This is a genomic window from Microcystis sp. M44BS1, from assembly GCF_020244875.1.
GTDB lineage: Bacteria > Cyanobacteriota > Cyanobacteriia > Cyanobacteriales > Microcystaceae > Microcystis > Microcystis panniformis.
The window spans coordinates 1-15601 of sequence record NZ_JADBVM010000194.1 but is presented as its reverse complement, the minus strand read 5'-3'; the positions used below and the strand labels follow the sequence as shown (position 1 = coordinate 15601).

The 15601-nt window shown below is 42.0% G+C and carries 15 protein-coding genes and 3 pseudogenes; 12 read left to right on the top strand and 6 right to left on the bottom strand.

Annotation, left to right across the window (positions count from 1 at the left end):
* Nucleotides 1-259: 259 nt before the first annotated feature.
* The 3 genes from purB (at nt 260) to IM515_RS15575 (ending at nt 2270) form a co-directional block, all read left to right on the top strand.
* Nucleotides 260-1555: an adenylosuccinate lyase gene (purB, locus tag IM515_RS15585; protein WP_110579627.1), complete on the top strand. Its 1296-nt coding sequence runs from the start codon at nt 260-262 to the stop codon at nt 1553-1555.
* Nucleotides 1556-1627: 72 nt separating this feature from the next.
* Nucleotides 1628-1960 carry a nucleotidyltransferase family protein gene (locus IM515_RS15580; RefSeq protein ID WP_002781634.1) on the top strand — a complete coding sequence of 111 codons (333 nt, stop codon included), beginning with the start codon at nt 1628-1630 and terminating at the stop codon, nt 1958-1960.
* The gene (locus IM515_RS15575) at nt 1932-2270 is read left to right on the top strand and encodes a HepT-like ribonuclease domain-containing protein (RefSeq protein ID WP_104395474.1); all 339 of its coding nucleotides are present in this window, start codon (nt 1932-1934) and stop codon (nt 2268-2270) included. The genes IM515_RS15580 and IM515_RS15575 overlap by 29 nt, the downstream gene beginning before the upstream one ends.
* A gap of 191 nt (nt 2271-2461) precedes the next feature.
* Here the strand turns inward: IM515_RS15575 and IM515_RS15570 are convergent, their stop codons facing one another.
* Together IM515_RS15570 and IM515_RS15565 are read right to left on the bottom strand one after the other, a co-directional pair.
* Nucleotides 2462-3163, bottom strand: coding sequence for a DUF4276 family protein (locus tag IM515_RS15570; protein WP_193958971.1), 702 nt, complete (start codon nt 3161-3163; stop codon nt 2462-2464).
* Between the two features lie 15 nt (nt 3164-3178).
* Nucleotides 3179-4594, bottom strand: coding sequence for an AAA family ATPase (locus IM515_RS15565; protein ID WP_193958970.1), 1416 nt, complete (start codon nt 4592-4594; stop codon nt 3179-3181).
* A gap of 402 nt (nt 4595-4996) precedes the next feature.
* Here IM515_RS15565 and infC point away from each other — a divergent pair, with 402 nt between their 5' ends.
* Nucleotides 4997-5527 carry a translation initiation factor IF-3 gene (infC, locus tag IM515_RS15560; RefSeq protein ID WP_002736104.1) on the top strand — a complete coding sequence of 177 codons (531 nt, stop codon included), beginning with the start codon at nt 4997-4999 and terminating at the stop codon, nt 5525-5527.
* A gap of 85 nt (nt 5528-5612) precedes the next feature.
* Here infC and IM515_RS15555 read toward each other — a convergent pair whose 3' ends face one another.
* A complete protein-coding gene (locus tag IM515_RS15555) occupies nt 5613-7820 on the bottom strand; it encodes a PhoX family protein (RefSeq protein ID WP_287628308.1) in 2208 nt (735 codons plus the stop codon).
* Between the two features lie 415 nt (nt 7821-8235).
* On the opposite strand from IM515_RS15555, the pseudogene IM515_RS15550 reads away from it, so the two are divergent.
* From IM515_RS15550 to IM515_RS15540, 4 genes and pseudogenes are all read left to right on the top strand, one after another.
* Nucleotides 8236-9491, top strand: a pseudogene (locus IM515_RS15550) (Eco57I restriction-modification methylase domain-containing protein); the annotation flags it as partial.
* Nucleotides 9492-9704: 213 nt separating this feature from the next.
* Nucleotides 9705-9836 (top strand): annotated as a pseudogene (locus IM515_RS25955) (potassium channel protein); the annotation flags it as partial.
* Between the two features lie 93 nt (nt 9837-9929).
* On the top strand, nt 9930-10151 hold the full coding sequence (locus tag IM515_RS15545) for a DUF4278 domain-containing protein (RefSeq protein ID WP_287628309.1): 222 nt from the start codon (nt 9930-9932) through the stop codon (nt 10149-10151).
* 475 nt (nt 10152-10626) lie between these two features.
* Nucleotides 10627-11088, top strand: a complete 462-nt coding sequence (locus IM515_RS15540) for a PPC domain-containing protein (RefSeq protein WP_002786024.1) — start codon at nt 10627-10629, stop codon at nt 11086-11088.
* Here IM515_RS15540 and cobS read toward each other — a convergent pair.
* Nucleotides 11085-11843 carry an adenosylcobinamide-GDP ribazoletransferase gene (gene cobS, locus IM515_RS15535; RefSeq protein ID WP_287628311.1) on the bottom strand — a complete coding sequence of 253 codons (759 nt, stop codon included), beginning with the start codon at nt 11841-11843 and terminating at the stop codon, nt 11085-11087. The two genes, IM515_RS15540 and cobS, sit on opposite strands and share 4 nt — an antisense overlap.
* 462 nt (nt 11844-12305) lie before the next feature.
* Between cobS and vapB the strand changes: the two genes are divergently transcribed.
* The 4 genes from vapB (at nt 12306) to IM515_RS15515 (ending at nt 14858) form a co-directional block, all read left to right on the top strand.
* The gene (vapB, locus tag IM515_RS15530; RefSeq protein WP_002736385.1) at nt 12306-12524 is read left to right on the top strand and encodes a type II toxin-antitoxin system VapB family antitoxin; all 219 of its coding nucleotides are present in this window, start codon (nt 12306-12308) and stop codon (nt 12522-12524) included.
* Nucleotides 12525-12526: 2 nt separating this feature from the next.
* Nucleotides 12527-12910 carry a type II toxin-antitoxin system VapC family toxin gene (locus IM515_RS15525; protein WP_002786019.1) on the top strand — a complete coding sequence of 128 codons (384 nt, stop codon included), beginning with the start codon at nt 12527-12529 and terminating at the stop codon, nt 12908-12910.
* Nucleotides 12911-13279: 369 nt separating this feature from the next.
* Complete coding sequence (locus IM515_RS15520) at nt 13280-13843, top strand: hypothetical protein (RefSeq protein ID WP_287628312.1); 564 nt, start codon at nt 13280-13282, stop codon at nt 13841-13843.
* 118 nt (nt 13844-13961) lie between these two features.
* Nucleotides 13962-14858, top strand: coding sequence for a hypothetical protein (locus IM515_RS15515; protein WP_287628314.1), 897 nt, complete (start codon nt 13962-13964; stop codon nt 14856-14858).
* Nucleotides 14859-14958: 100 nt separating this feature from the next.
* On the opposite strand, the gene IM515_RS15510 is transcribed toward IM515_RS15515, so the two are convergent.
* Both IM515_RS15510 and IM515_RS15505 read right to left on the bottom strand, forming a co-directional pair.
* Nucleotides 14959-15213 (bottom strand): VapC50 family PIN domain-containing toxin, encoded by a 255-nt coding sequence (locus tag IM515_RS15510; RefSeq protein WP_287628315.1) that lies wholly within the window; start codon nt 15211-15213, stop codon nt 14959-14961.
* Nucleotides 15214-15375: 162 nt separating this feature from the next.
* Nucleotides 15376-15601, bottom strand: a pseudogene (locus tag IM515_RS15505) (hypothetical protein); the annotation flags it as partial.

Sequence of the window (15601 nt, the reverse complement as noted above, 5' to 3'; positions counted from 1 at the left end):
GAATCAGTTATCAGTTAGGGACTTGCTTGGGAATAATATCCCAATCGATCGGAGGGCGCAAGCTTTGCGCCCCTACAGTAACGGATTTTGTCCACAATGTAGGGGCGAACTGCGTTCGCCCAAAAGGTACATTATCAAAGCTCAAGTCCCTAACCGGAAAAAAGGGAGTGGGGAAAACAAAGCTCCCCGCTGCTCCTTGCCTATTCCCAGACTTGCCCCGATCCGATACAATTAAACGGTTGTCTTGGAAGAATTAATAGTGATCGAGCGTTATACTCTCCCTGCAATGGGGAATTTGTGGACGGATAGATATAAATATCAAACATGGCTAGAGGTAGAGATAGCCGTCTGTGAAGCGCAGGCAGAATTAGGCTATATTCCGGGGGATGCAGTAGAAGAAATTAAGGCAAAAGCTAATTTTGATCCCGATCGCATTTTAGAAATAGAAGCAGAAGTGCGCCACGATGTCATCGCCTTTTTAACAAATGTTAACGAATATGTGGGCGAGCCGGGGCGTTATATTCATTTAGGTTTAACCAGTTCTGATGTACTAGATACCGCCCTATCCTTACAATTAGTCGCCAGTTTAAACCTGATTTTAGAACAATTAGAAGATTTTATTCAAGCCCTGCGCTATCGCGCCCAAGAACACCGTTATACAGTCATGGTGGGACGTTCCCACGGCATTCACGCCGAACCGATCACCTTTGGCTTTAAACTAGCGGGATGGTTAGCGGAAGTGCTGCGGGGACGCGATCGTTTAATTCGCTTGCGCCAAGACATCGCCATCGGTAAGATATCCGGTGCAGTGGGAACCTATGCCAATATTGACCCGAAAATTGAGGCGTTAACCTGTCAGAAGTTAGGATTAGAACCGGATACCGCTTCCACTCAAGTTATCTCGCGCGATCGACACGCCGATTATGTGCAACAATTAGCCTTATTAGCAGCTTCGATCGAACGTTTTGCCGTGGAGATTCGCAACCTGCAAAGAACCGATGTCCTAGAAGTGGAAGAATACTTTTCCAAAGGACAAAAAGGCTCCTCCGCTATGCCCCATAAACGTAATCCCATCCGTTCAGAACGCTTAACGGGAATGGCGAGAATTATCCGTAGTCATACCGTTTCCGCTTTAGAAAATATCGCCCTCTGGCACGAAAGAGATATTTCCCATAGTTCCGTAGAACGGGTAATGCTGCCAGATGTTTGCATTTTGACCCACTTTATGCTCAAGGAAATCACCGATTTAGTCAAAAATCTGCTGGTGTATCCCGAAAACATGAAGCGAAATATGAATGTTTACGGTGGCGTGATTTTCAGTCAAAGAGTTCTTTTAACTTTGGTGAGTAAGGGAATTAGCCGGGAATCTGCCTATAAAATCGTCCAAGAAAACGCCCATCGCGCTTGGAACACCGATAACGGCAATTTTAAAGCTTTTATCAGTCAAGATGAGCGAGTTACTGGCATTTTATCCCCCGACGAGATCGAAAGTTGCTTTGATCCCCAGCAGCACTTAAATCATCTTAATAGCATCTACCAAAGGTTAGATATCTAAGGAGCTTTCAGTTATCAGCTATCGGCCACGTTTTTGAGATCGGCAACTTGAAACCTTGGGAGTAATCATGCCATGACCATTACTGCGAGCGACCTACCGATGGAAAAAATTGCCCAGTTTTGCGATCGCTGGCAAGTGACCGAATTCGCTCTATTCGGCTCCGTCCTGCGCGAAGACTTCCGCCCCGACAGCGACATTGATGTTATGGTGGAATTTCATCCAGAAGCTCATCCCACATTCAGCACCCTAGACCAAATGGAAGCAGAGCTAAAAACCATTTTCCATCGAGATGTTGACCTGATTACTCGCCAAGGCATTGCCACCAGTCGCAACTACCTACGCCGTAATCAAATCCTTTCTTCGGCTCAAGTGATTTATGCAACGGGATCCCCAATTCCTGCTTGATATGCTGCAATCCGCAGAACTGGTCATGATCTACACGGCTCAATGCTCGAAAGCTGAGTTCGTCGCCAATGTGCAGCTTCAAGATTCAGTAATTCGACGGCTCTTGGTGATTGCCGAAGCCGCCGGACGAGTTTCCCAAACAACCCGACAAAACTTGCCCAACATTGCTTGGCAAGAAATCAAGGGAATGCGAAATCGGTTGGTACATGAGTATGATGATGTCAACCTCAATATCGTTTGGGATGTGGTTCAATCGCAGCTCCCATCACTAATTGAGGAGTTAAAGGGGCAAATTCCTCCTGAACGTTGAGGGTTGTTAGGCGGAAGTAGCGATCGCATAGGGAGAACTAAATCGACGACAGGGAACGCACCTTATGCCATTTTTCTTTATTCGTGGCAGACATTCTACTCCTTTCTCCCTTTCTAGGAGAGGGTTTGAGGGTGAGGAAAATTAACCATCTCTGCCATTACTTTAGAAAAATGGTATTAGCAAGATACTATTCACGTTTGATCAGGATTATCTTCTATATTGTTGACTTTCGTTAATTGTGGAAAAATATCTCGTACTGCCTCTTCAAATTTTTTGTAGGAAGATAAGGATTCTAATTTCGACAATGGGATTTTTGTACCAAGCGGTGAATATAAATCGTCAATTTTTAGTTTATTTCGATACCGTTTAGTCATACCTTCTCTGGCTTTATTGATGGCATTTTTAATCGTTTCTTTCGGATTGCTAAAAGATTCGGGTTCTTTATCGATTGCTAACTCACTATCACTTTTATTTGTACACAATTCTTTTTTTAGTAGTTCTTTGTCTGCTAATATCCAGGCTTCAGTCATTTGTATTGGAACGATAGCAACTAAATTTTTGCATAAGTCTCGCTCGTCTGATTTAATAGCATTAAAAGCCGGATCAATTCTTTCCTTAAATGCGTTTTCATCTGTTTTATCATCTGCGTCTGCATGGAAGCACAAAACCATTGCTCCCTTCTCCACCGCTTGAATTGCGTATTTTTTAGCTTTTTCTCGGATATTTTCGCCAGAGATTTGTGGAAGACAAATTGGTTCAAAAATTTTTATATCTTGTTCATCGTCAAAGGCAACTCTCTCGAAAGTGCGCTGAATAATATTCGGTAAAAATCTATGATCGGAACTGCCTTCTGTAGCTAAGGCAATAATTATTTGTTTGATTTTTTTTGCCATATTGATTTACATTAATTAGTTTTGTTGATTTTTAATATTTTTAATCGCACTTTCAGCATCAGCAGTTTTTAGATATTCCACAACTTCCGAGAGAGTTAGCTTGGCCTCATTTTCGGAGAAAAATAAGGTTAATTGCTTTTTATTATCTTTGATAACAGGGTGAAAATTACTGCTTTTCATCTTAATTCGCTTCCCTTCAATAGTGGATATTATAGTGGTAAGTTGAGAAAGCCAAATGCTGACATTTTTATCATCTTGCCAATTAATTAATTGACTCACCAGAACCGGAGAATGAGTGTTCACTATTACTTGGCGTAAAGGCATTTCAGTATCTTTAAAATCGACAGTTAGCTCTTTTAATAATCTTGCCATTGCTTCAATACGAAAAGGATGAATGCCATTTTCTGGCTCTTCAAAACATAGTAATCCTGTGTGTTGTCGGTCGTATTGCAGGACACATAATGTTAATAAACGTAGGGTTCCTTCGGAAAGGACTCTCGAAGAAAACTCCCGATTATCATCGCCTTTTACCTTGATAATAAATTGTCGATTTGCTTTGTCATCATAAACATTAACTTCTGTAAGATTCGGTAGCAGATTATTGAGATCACGGGAAATTGCTGTGAGGGTATATTTATCATCTTGTTTAATGCGAAATAAAGCAGCGGCTAAATTCTTTCCGCTTGCTGTTATTGTATCTCTGATGCCCATATCTTGACGCGTAGGTTCTCGCAGATCTTCGGGATTAAGCTGCATAAACTTCCAACTCAGCATTTCTTGTTTGGCGGCTAATATATGTTTAAAATCTATAGTATTAATGCTGCTTAAAACAGTTTGTGATGCGTTTTTTGCGGGAAATACTTTTTTATTCCCCGCTTGACCGTCTTGATGTACAACAATGGTAGCAATACCACTAATATCTTCAGTCTTAATATAAGGAATGGCTCTCCTACCCGTTACTTTTGGTCGCCAAGTTTCCAATACTGTCTTAGGAATATAATTTTTTACCCAATTATCTTCATTGTGCTTTAAATTTTCTAAACGTTCATCAACAATATACAAGTTTTCAAATCCACTTATATTAGACTCTCGTTTAACTTTTAATTGATAGCGTAATCTTGTATATTTAAGATCGACTTCCCCACCCCAATTATCCTTTACCTTGCGATTGACTAACATTTCAACTATAAATTCCATTTCCGTGGCGTAGTCGTCCTCATCATACTGGGTAAAAAGTTCGCTAGGATGTCCTCGTTGCTCGCTAAAAGCCGTCTTCAGATCCACTTCTGCCAACCGCGCCAACAATTGCAAAGCATCAAATAAATTACTCTTACCAGAAGCATTAACCCCAGCAACTACAGTAAGCGGCGTGAATAACATTTCAAAATTATGAAAGGATTTAAAGCCATGAATTTTAATATAAGTAATCATAGTTTTAGGCGATAGGTAATATTAAAACATCAGCGCAACATTTAACCATACTGGACAATCTTCTCAACTGTCGCCCGATACTGTCCTACTATAATCTAGACATTGGTTTACAGAGGTAGTGCGATGCCGCCGATTTTGTTGGGTGCGTTTCTTGCTGCAACGAGGGAGAACGCACCTTACCGATCGATTCCTGAGAGTATAGGGTCTTAGTCTGACAAGGCCTATAAACAACAGCTTATCTGGCTGACGGCCGGGGGCCGACGACTGGCGGCTAAAAATTAACATTGCAAGAAAACTTAACAATTGGCCAAGAAACTCGATCGAGTAGGTAGAATAACAAGTAAATCATTTTGTAAACTCCACCCGATTAACTAACTAGAATAGAGATAACCCAGAACGCCTGTGATAGATAAAAGACGCACTACTCGCGATCTCCCCCAAATTAACGAAAGAATCCGCTTTCCTGAAATCCGCGTTATCGATAGCGACGGCTCTCAGCTAGGCATTATTACTCCTGCCGAAGCTTTGCGCGTGGCCGAAGAAAAGGAACTTGATCTCGTCCTCGTCAGTGAAACGGCAAGTCCTCCCGTTTGCCGGATTATGGACTATGGTAAGTACAAGTTTGAACAGGAGAAAAAGGCCCGCGAAGCCAAGAAAAAACAGCATACAGCCGATATAAAAGAAGTTAAAATGCGCTATAAAATCGATGAGCATGACTACAACGTGCGAGTCAACCAAGCGCAACGTTTTTTAAAAGCGGGAGATAAGGTAAAAGCGACGATTACCTTCCGAGGTCGGGAAATTCAACACTCTAACCTAGCGGAAGAATTACTGGCGCGCATGGCCAAGGATTTAGAGGATGTGGCTGAGGTACAGCAAGCACCAAAAAAAGAAGGTCGTAACATGATGATGATGTTATCGCCGAAAAAATAACTAAATAATCTGGAAAAAGGGGCTAAAACCCCTTTTTTGTTTTTCAGAAATCCCAAAAGGAAACCAATCATTTAAAACAAATGTATTAACCAGATTTTGACTCAATTCGCCGAATCGCCACCACTGCCGGCCGGGGAGGTTGATTAACTTGACCACTGGGCCAATTCGACCCTAGGGGTACTTGTCGTATTTGTTCAAATTCCTGCCCATTAGTGGTTTTCAGGGCAAATTTACGGTTTTCAAAGGCTAAATCCCGACGAATTCCCCCCGCTTCCCCCGGATGTTGTACTGCCAAAAATAACGTCTCTTGGTCGGGAGTAAAGTACAATCCCGTTAATTCCGCATCCATGGGAGCGATAGCAAAAGGATAGGGATGCTCTTGACCCTTGGCCAACACCCAAGCGCTATTATTACCAAAAATCCCCAATAAATCCCGTTGACTAACCGGAACCCCTTGGGGATAACGAGTTTTCATCTCTCGATTTAACCCACCCGTGGAAATATCGCTAACCATCCAGAGATTTCCCTGTTTATCGAAAGCGAGGTTATCGGGATTAGAAAAACCCTCACCTTTCTCTGTCGGTTCCCCTCCATAAGCGACCACATCCCAACGAAAACTTAAGGAAGCAGCATCGTTGTTATCTTCCCTTAAGCTGATAATCCAACCAAATTCGTAGGGTATTTCGCCATTTGGCCCCTTAAATATTTCCTTATCGGCTCCTCCCTCCGCTTCACTGGGACTACCAGAGGTAAAGGTCATATATAAAGTGCCATTCTCGTCCACTTCCGTATCTTCCGGGCGACCAGTACAAGTGACCCCAACGGCGTTAGCGGCAAAATGAGCATCGATGAGAATTGCCCCCTGTTTTTCCGTCCTATTACCTTCATACAGGTCTGCGAGGGTCTTATATTTAGCTTTGTAGGCCAGAATCTCCTCATCGTCCTTAAATAGCAGTAATTTAGTCTCATTGACTGTTCTTTCGGGATTCGGCAAGGCTACCACCCCATCCCCGCGACTAGCGGCAATTTGACTCGGTAGGACGGGATTTATCTCCGTGTCGGGATTTAAGGGTATCCAATAACCGGTTTTATCGGGGTTGAATTTGGCCCCGTAGAGCATTCCTTTTTCTAGGAGTTTTGAGTTATTTTTCTGCTTAATATCGCTAATTTTGCCCTCGGAAACGAATTTATAGACATGACCGCCTCTGCGATCGCATCCTGAATAAACCGCCAAGTATTGCCCCGTTTGAGCGAGAAAAGCGACCGCTTCATGGCGAAAACGCCCTAACCAAGTGTGTTTTGTGCCATAATCGTCAGGATTGGCCGGATCCACCTCCACCATCCAACCGTATTTATTTCCCGCTAACCCAAAAACGTTACCCCGGCCATCCACTTCCCCACTATTGAGAATAAAGGGGGTAGTATCGGGATGCAAGGAGGAACCATCTTTTAACACTACCTCCGTCACTTGGTCTTGAAAGTTTTCCTCGGCACTAAATACGGTTCCCCAGGGAGTTGTTCCCCCGGCGCAATTTTGAAATGTTCCGATAATTTTTGCCCCTAATCCGTCATCGTAGCCAAGTTTATCGGTTTTGGTAAAAATTGCTACAGCAGGGCCGGTCGCTTTCAGGTAATGGCCGTCCTTTAGTCCAGAAATACCGGTAATGCGGCGATCGGCTTTACTATAGGTACGTTGCCATTTTCCCGTTGGATCTTTAGCCAGGGAAATTACGCCAATTCCCTGATCAATTAGGCCTTCTAGGGATATTTCCTCGATTTTTGCCCTTAAGCTGGCATCTTGCAGGTTATAGGCGGCAATTTCACCCTTTTCATTCGTTTTTTCCCGTACTTCCTTGACGGGTAGGGTTTTACCAATCACTTGTTCAAAGGTTTGTAGCCAAGTACGACCACTGATATATTCAAAATTAACGGTTAGATAACCTTGACCCGGACTGGTTTCGATAAAAGATAGATAATCATTGTTATAACCGAAACGGGAATCAGCCACTTTATCCCCCCACTGTGCCAGCACATCGTAGGTGAATCCTTGAGGAAGAACGAGATCATCTAGGACTTTATAGGTTTGATAGGCATTTTTTTGGCTTTCATCGCTCATCCCGTCAATTTTTAAGGGAATCGGCAGTTTGACTGGAGAAAAGTTTAACCCAAAACTATTAGCAGCGATCGCAGGACTGCTAATCAGAGAGGAATATTTTTTCTCTTGCAGACTGAAAAAAGAGACACCGGCAGTGGCAGTTAAAAAGGTGAGGAAATTACGGCGAGAAATACTCATATTTTCGGAAATAAAGTCAAAACTTATACTCGAACCTTGATTAGGTTAAATTTTATTACGGACACTTGACATAGGGATTATACAGTATCCAAGTTATGACTAAGTTAACAGCCAGTTAAAAAGCTCTCCTGCAAAAATAAAAAATCTTCCGTTAGGTGAGGAGATTCGGAGACAGGAGGAGAAAAAAAGGACTCTTCTCGACTTTGTGTGATAATTTGCGCTTATAGAATCGTGAAATGCTTATTGAGCAAGACTTATAGGACTATTTTGCAGAAGAAACTAAGTAGGTGGGTGGAATTAAATATAAGATGAACGTAGGTTGGGTTGAAGCATGAAACCCAACGCCCGATTATGTTACGCTACCGCTAACCCATCCTACAAATAATTGTGCCTCCCTACTTATCAGTATAGACCTCGTTCCCACACAGAAACCAGAAGAACCAAAAAAGAGGTAAGAAAATCCCATCCCTCCCTCGGATATTAGAGCAAAAAACGAATTATTTCCGATAACCTCTACGGTGTCGATATCATGGAGGAAGCAACGGAAATCGCCAAACTGCGTTTATTTCTTGCTTTAGTTGCTGCCGAATATTGATTTTAATATCATGTCGGGAAATTCCCTCATCGGTTTAATTTGCCTGGACGAAAAAAGTTTTAATCTCATGGGAGATGAAAACATTCTGCCAACCCTCAACGAACAAAATTACCAAGCAATTCTTGCGAAAAAATCGCAGTATTGAATTAGACAAAGAACAGGCTTTTCAGTTGGAAGAAGTGCAGGAAACCCTCCTAGGAAGTCTTTAAACCCCAAGGAAAAGAATTTTTTTCTCAGCCTAGGGACTTGGTGACTAAAAATAAAATGGACATCAAGACATTTGAAAAGGAACAAAAAAAACTGTTAACCAATCCCGAAATTGCCCAAGCATGGTTAGAATATCAAAGTCAATAACCCCACGTTAGTCTCTATTTTACTTCCTCGGAACCATATAAAAATCAAATCTCTATTGTTAATGGTAAAAAGCAAGGGACGGCTCTTAATCTCTATGAGCTTTTTGTGGAACAATGTTTTAATATCCTCCATCCCCAGGGTTATTGTAGAATTATTATTCCCAGGGGAATTTATACAGATTTAGGAACCAAGCAACTGCGATAAATGTTATTTTCTCAGGCAAATCTGACAGGATTATTTTGTTTTGAAAATCGTCAAATAATTTTTGAATGTGTAGATAGTCGTTTTAAGTTTGTGATCTTAACTTTTGAAAAAACAAACAAACTCTTTCCTTTTTTGTGGAGTTTATGCGTCACAATTTTGAGAAATTACAACGTTTTTTCCATCAAGATAGTTGAGTAATTAGCGTCGATTTAATCGGCAAACTATCCCCAGATTACCTCTCGGTAATCGAATTTAAACAAGATATAGATATTCCTATCGCTGAAAAAATGTCTCGTTTTCCTCTGCTAGGAGAAACCCTTCCCGATACAGGGAATCTCAAGTTAACTCAAGAACTTCAGATGACTAATGATAGTCATTTATTTAAAACTGAACCCGCAAAGGGAAGATTGCCCCTCTGGGAAGGAAAAATGATTCATCAATTCACCCATCGGTAGGCTTTACCGAAATACTGGTTAGATGAAAAACAAGCAAGACAAGCTTTATTAAAACGCTGTGAAACAGTAAACAGTAAACATCTCCAAAAATTATAACTCAATCACAGCTTGCTTTTATACTTTGTACTGATTAAGTAGGGTTTGCTGAATATCAGTATAATCCTTGCTAGGAAGAGTTTTTGGGACTTTTTTAACCAAAAAAGTGCAAGAAACAAACGTTGATAAATCGATCCGAGAGACTCAAAATCCTTACACTCACCCATCCACCCATCCACCCATCCCGACCATTCCACCATTCTACAGCAAGGCGATACGGTCATTTTATTAGGTCATCGGGGCGATGTTCCCAATTTTGCCCGTCGTTATGCTCTGCGTCGAGAAATGCGCTATCGGGGGTCTTCTTGGTAGGATATTTAACCAGAAAAAAGTTGAGCTTTTCTGGAATTAATTTCCCTGCGGATGGAGATATTACTAACTCACTAATTATCTCCAGAGACAGCTATGAAATTAACCTATCGCGGCATTCCTTACGACAAAAACCCCACTGCCACCGTTGCTTCCAGTCCGATGATTTTAAGCTATCGTGGTGTTCCCTATTTAAAAAACCGTGGTGTCGTTCAAACGATTCAGAAACCGGTAGCCGTTACCTATCGCGGTCAAGCCTATCATATCACTCAATCTTTAGCTTCTTTGTCCACGGAAGGATCCTCTTTAAGTTTTTAACTTCTAGTTCATTTTTCAATTAATCTCTTTTAAATATTGTCAATTAAGTCGCTGGTTATAATTAAATTAAAAATAGATTTTAGGTTCGATCCCCCCTGCCCCCCTTGATAAGGGGGGAAGCCGAAGGCGGGGGGATCCCCCTTGATAAGGGGGGTGCCGATCCCCCCTTAATCCCCCCTTGATAAGGGGGGTGTCTGACAACTTTTAACACCTACCTACTTAATGATTTTATTAATTACCTTAAACGGGGTTGTATCTTCCCTCTTGCTCCCTTGCTCAAAGGGGGATTTTTTTATTTGTTTTGCCAACAAGGAATAACTACCTAAGCAAAATTAATTACACATATTTTTCCCTTCCGCAGTTCCGCAGTTCCAGCGTTCCCCCTTTCCGGAGTCTGAATTTAATTTTGTCGAACTGCTGATAGTTATCAGTTTTTTGTAGAATAGGGAGATTGAGAAAACGAACATCTGCCCCTATGACAAGATTCCCTTTGACTGGTCGCTATTCTAGTTTATGCGTCTTGCTCACTTTATTCTGGTTAAGCGGTCAATCTTTACCGGTGCGAGCAGAAAAAATCTATAATCCCGTCCCCCTCATCCTCAACAAAGAAATTAACGATACTCTCACCGACAAAGATATTCCCACGGGGGAGGGAGGGTTTGCTAGGGATTATACCGTAGATTTGGACAAGGATGATCAGGTGGCCATCGATCTCAAATCGGAAAACTTTGATGGAGTTTTAATTCTCCTGGCCGACGATGGTTCCACTGTAGCGGAAAATGATGATGGTCCCGATGGTGGCACTAATGCTCTCCTCTTTGCACGCATTACCGAGTCGGGTAAATATATTATTCGGGTGAGAGCTTTCGGAGAAACCGGTGGGGGAAAATTTACCCTGAAATTAACCCGTTTACGGGCTGTGGAGGGCAAAAATTAGCTAATTATTGTCAAAAAAACCAAGAATAGAGCCTCTGTCCACTCTACCACCGCACCGTAGGTATCGCCGGTGTGACCGCGAAGACGACGATATAACCAGTAACCAGTAAGCAGAGCGAGGGCGATTCCGGCACTAATGGCGATTATTCCCCAGCTTAGACCACCAAATAGGGCGATTAACCCCCAAATTACTCCCCCACAGTCCCAAGGCAGACAAAAAGCCACTTTATGAAAGGCTCCCTTACCGGTGGGTTTGAGGTAGGGATAAAGAGCGATCGCCATTACTTGCCCCCAACGTCCCCAAATTGGTGCTAAAATTAGGGCTAAGGCTCGATTATCGCTTAAATCGGTCAAAGCGGCGATTTTTAGCAGCAAAACCATGGTCACGGCCATGACTCCAAAGGCCCCGGTAACACTATCGGCCATGACCGCTAAACGACGCTGGGGGTCAGTGACAGCTAAACCATCGGCCGTGTCACTAACTCCATCAAGGTGTAGTCCTCCCGTTAGATAAACCCAAACTCCCACAAGGACAACCGCACGAGTCAGGGGTGGCATTCCCAGACTAGCTAGAGTTATATCGAGCAAAACCAGAATTAGACCCAAAAATAAGCCCACTAAGGGAATCCATCGGGCAATTCTGCCAAAATCAGGCCAGGCAATCGGAACGGGAATAATCGTGTAAAAAGCGATCGCACCTAAAAATGAGCGAATTTCTTGACAAATGAAGTTAAATATGGTAATCAATCTCCCCAATTCGCTCCCAATATGGCAGCGTTTCTCATAAAGATGAAGTATAACTTAATTTTGTATCGGCCACCCTGTGGGATTTTCAAAATAACACGCTTACTTGTAATTTTATAGGAAGAGTTCTTGCGATCGCTCTATAGGAGAGTAATATACGGAAAGATTTTTTTTAAAATGTGTATTTGGCGTAATGTACGGAAAATTTCCGCATAATATATAGTTAGACTGAAGAAATCGGCTCTCTGGGGATTACGCCGAAGACTGTATCCTGTTATACAATTACGATTTGACGTTAACTCAGAAAAGCTGATCCAGTAAAGGTTCTGGCCAATTAGCTCCCTAACTACCAGCCTCATTCCCGGAGAGCCAAGAAATCCTTAAAAATCCCATTCACTTTAAAACTAGGAGGATCTGTATGTTGAGGCTTTGATGTAACTGCTATACTACCCACTCTTTTTAGAGGTAAACCAGATGATTTCTCCCCAACTGATTGCCACCCTCGACAAACTCCCGTCCCCCCTCCAAGCCGAAATTCTCAACTACGCTGAATACCTGGCTGCTAAATACGCCGCCCTTCCTCAACCCGAAGCGCCGCCCAAAATATATCGCCAAGCTGGAACCATGAAAGGGATGTTCAAAATGGCAGAAGACTTTGACGCTCCCTTAGAAGACTTCAAAGACTATATGTAACCATGACTTACCTCCTCGATACCCACGCCCTGATTTGGTTCTTGGAAAATGATCCCCAGTTACCTCAAACCACCCGTAACCAGATCGAGACTACACCCACGATCTTCGTCAGCATCGTGTCTCTCTGGGAAATTGCTATCAAAACAAACATTGCTAAACTTACCCTTTCCGTTCCTTTCAATGCTATTGAAGCTAACCTGATCGCTTTAGGTATTACTCAATTGCCAATCGCCTTTGCAGACCTGGAAATTTACCTCTCCCTGCCGCTACATCACCGCGACCCATTCGATCGCCTACTCATTGCTCAGGCAATCAACTACTCCCTCACTCTCATTAGTCAGGACACCCCCATGGATGCTTACTTAATTCAAAGATTTTGGAAATAGTTAATAAGAAAATATTTTGTGTAAACTGCTACCGAACCATTTGGACTTAAGATAGAGAAGATGAGGACGAGCCATCTTCGAGTTCTAGCAGGGCGACGGTTTGGCTATGGTTTAGGGAGAAGGGGTGATTTCGGCTTTTGAGGAGCGGCGTTAGCTTGGGGGTGGTAAAGTTTTGTTACAGAGTTGTGTCAGTCCGGGAAATCGGCGCTACATTCCAAAAAACGGCGCTTGTCGGCGCTGGAGGTTCTGTTCAAAGGAGGTTGTTTTTAGTACGGCAATCTCTCTAACACGCTCATAGGAGTGATATACGGAAAGTTTCCGTATATTATGTAGTTATCTTCTCATGGGGACAACCTAAAGCTGAGTGTTATGTCCAAAAAACAATACGAAGAGTTTGAAGACCGCTTAGTGTTTAGAGAAGCCTCTAGTGGAGCAATAGTTATAGTGCTTTTCCTCGCATTTATACTATTTCCACTTGTGATAGTCTCAATTCTTATTAATGTTAATCTTGTATTTACTGTGCTGATTCTAGGCTCAGGATTTATGTTATGGCTGGTATGGCGGAGTTTTACCCTATGCAAGCTTATTCTCAAGCCAAATGAGAAAGTTTTAATTCATGAATGTATCCATTCTTTATCAAAGAAGAAGAGAGCTAAAGTTATCTCTTTTTCAAAAATCAAAAGTATTCAGATTGATATCAGTGATGAACTTTATGGGGGAACATCTGACAGGGAGATGTATGAGGTAGTTAAAATCAAGTTTTTAGCACAAAGTGGAGAGGAGTTTTATACAGCTACACTAAAAGCGAATCGTGAGTTTAGAAATGACTTTAATAGTATCGAAAAACTGGTTAATAAGTTGCAGACTTTTACCAACCTACCCCACAATGTCTTCAGCTATACTCCTCATAGTTTTTTAGGAGTGGAGAAATAACAAATCACTGCACCCGACCTTATGCTAAGCTATCTGTATCACCCAAAGTTATTGACGGCGGGTGAGTTCAACCGTTATGGTGCTTAGAGAGAATTCACTTGAGCTAGATAGAGGGTAAATGAAAAGCAAAATTTTAGAGCATAGCTCCAATCGCCTCTCAATCATCATCAACTACCAAGATGAGCAAATTTTATCTGGTATTCTTGTTATTTCTGGAATTAGTATTTTGGTGCTTACATATTTAGACATCGCACCCAAAGTTCTATCTTCATTCATACAAGTAGCAACTGATGCTTTATCCATATTCTGCTACATTGCAGGACTTTACCTATTTATCTATGGATTATTTAAATTGTATAACTCATTTCTAATTAGTAAATTTGCTTTTGATAAAGTAGTTAACAAATTAGAAATAGAAAGAAAAAATTTTGCAAATGTAAGCAAACAAATTTTCAGTTTATCGGAGGTGACTGGCGTAGAGGAAGTGTCTAAACCCAAAGCAACTCCTGAATTATTTTTATGGATCAAGAAAGGAAATCAAGTTAGGGGTGAAAAAATACCCTTTGTCAAAGCATCAATGACAAGTCTTCATATGTTGTGGCGTGAAGTATCCGAGTTTCTCAAAGATCAGCCAAATCTTATATTAAATAGAGAATGGTTAATAGAGCAAGATCAAGATAAGTTTAAGCTTTACCGCAAAGACCCAACCAAAATTGCTTACACTGTGGAGAGGAAAAAAGAAGGTTATCTAATTTATGAAGTTGATGGTAAAGAGGTTGGGCGATATAAGACACAGAATATAAGAAATGTTGAAACTGAAATCAATCCAGATGATAGAGATGAAGATAGAGGTGACCGTATGGTACTTACAATGAATGATGACAGTAAAATACCTATTTCAGATTACTGTAACTTTTACGATACGGGCAGTCACACGGTCAATGTTAGAGCTCTGAAATATGGTTTAGGTCTGGAGAAAAACCTACACATTTCACCAAGTTTTTACGCACCATAACAAATCACTGCACCCGACTTGCCTTAAAAATGATGGTCATGTATATTAGATATGTGTAGCGGGTGAGTTCAACCGTTGGATAGACAAAGTTTTGAGAATTTCAAAGTAGTCCATCGTACACCCTGAGTTCTGCTACAGTCTGGGCTAGACCTTGCCTTTCATAAGCTGCAAGTAACTCATCAACACTTTGCGGTGGATTTTTTAAACTCATTCGCTGTTGCTTAGCAGCTTCACAGATCACTGAAGGAGCTAAATCAATCAGATGAATAATAAACTCATCGGGATGCTGAGCCTCGATACCATATTGATCAAGAGTTGTAGCCGGAAAATCTGACAGATTGTATGTAACAATCACATCGGCTCCTGCACAAATGGCAGCTGCTAGTACATGACGGTCATTGGCATCTGGTAAGTTTAGCGATGGAATTAGATCTTTATAACCCTGAACGAGACAGTGCGATCGCTGCTCTTGTAGTGCGATCGCTGATCTTGTAGGGTGCGTTCCCTAAAGTGGCTCCTACTGCTCCAGCGATCGATTTTGGGGAACGCACCATGCAGATTGATTGCAGTGCGATCGCTGCTCTTGTAGGGTGCGTTCCCTACAGTGGCTCCTACTGCTCCAGCGATCGATTTTGGGGAACGCACCATGCAGATTGATTGCAGTGCGATCGCTGCTCTTGTAGGGTGCGTTCCCTACAGTGGCTCCTACTGCTCCAGCGATCGATTTTGGGGAACGCACCATG

Excerpts from the sequence above, each read along its gene's own strand:
- IM515_RS15540 (WP_002786024.1), top strand. The coding sequence starts at position 10,627 with ATGACAAGATTCCCTTTGACTGGTCGCTATTCTAGTTTATGCGTCTTG.
- IM515_RS15555 (WP_287628308.1), bottom strand. The coding sequence starts at position 7,820 with ATGAGTATTTCTCGCCGTAATTTCCTCACCTTTTTAACTGCCACTGCC.
- IM515_RS15545 (WP_287628309.1), top strand. The coding sequence starts at position 9,930 with ATGAAATTAACCTATCGCGGCATTCCTTACGACAAAAACCCCACTGCC.
- IM515_RS15565 (WP_193958970.1), bottom strand. The coding sequence starts at position 4,594 with ATGATTACTTATATTAAAATTCATGGCTTTAAATCCTTTCATAATTTT.
- IM515_RS15520 (WP_287628312.1), top strand. The coding sequence starts at position 13,280 with ATGTCCAAAAAACAATACGAAGAGTTTGAAGACCGCTTAGTGTTTAGA.
- IM515_RS15515 (WP_287628314.1), top strand. The coding sequence starts at position 13,962 with ATGAAAAGCAAAATTTTAGAGCATAGCTCCAATCGCCTCTCAATCATC.
- vapB (WP_002736385.1), top strand. The coding sequence starts at position 12,306 with ATGATTTCTCCCCAACTGATTGCCACCCTCGACAAACTCCCGTCCCCC.
- IM515_RS15580 (WP_002781634.1), top strand. The coding sequence starts at position 1,628 with ATGACCATTACTGCGAGCGACCTACCGATGGAAAAAATTGCCCAGTTT.
- IM515_RS15575 (WP_104395474.1), top strand. The coding sequence starts at position 1,932 with ATGCAACGGGATCCCCAATTCCTGCTTGATATGCTGCAATCCGCAGAA.
- IM515_RS15570 (WP_193958971.1), bottom strand. The coding sequence starts at position 3,163 with ATGGCAAAAAAAATCAAACAAATAATTATTGCCTTAGCTACAGAAGGC.
- IM515_RS15525 (WP_002786019.1), top strand. The coding sequence starts at position 12,527 with ATGACTTACCTCCTCGATACCCACGCCCTGATTTGGTTCTTGGAAAAT.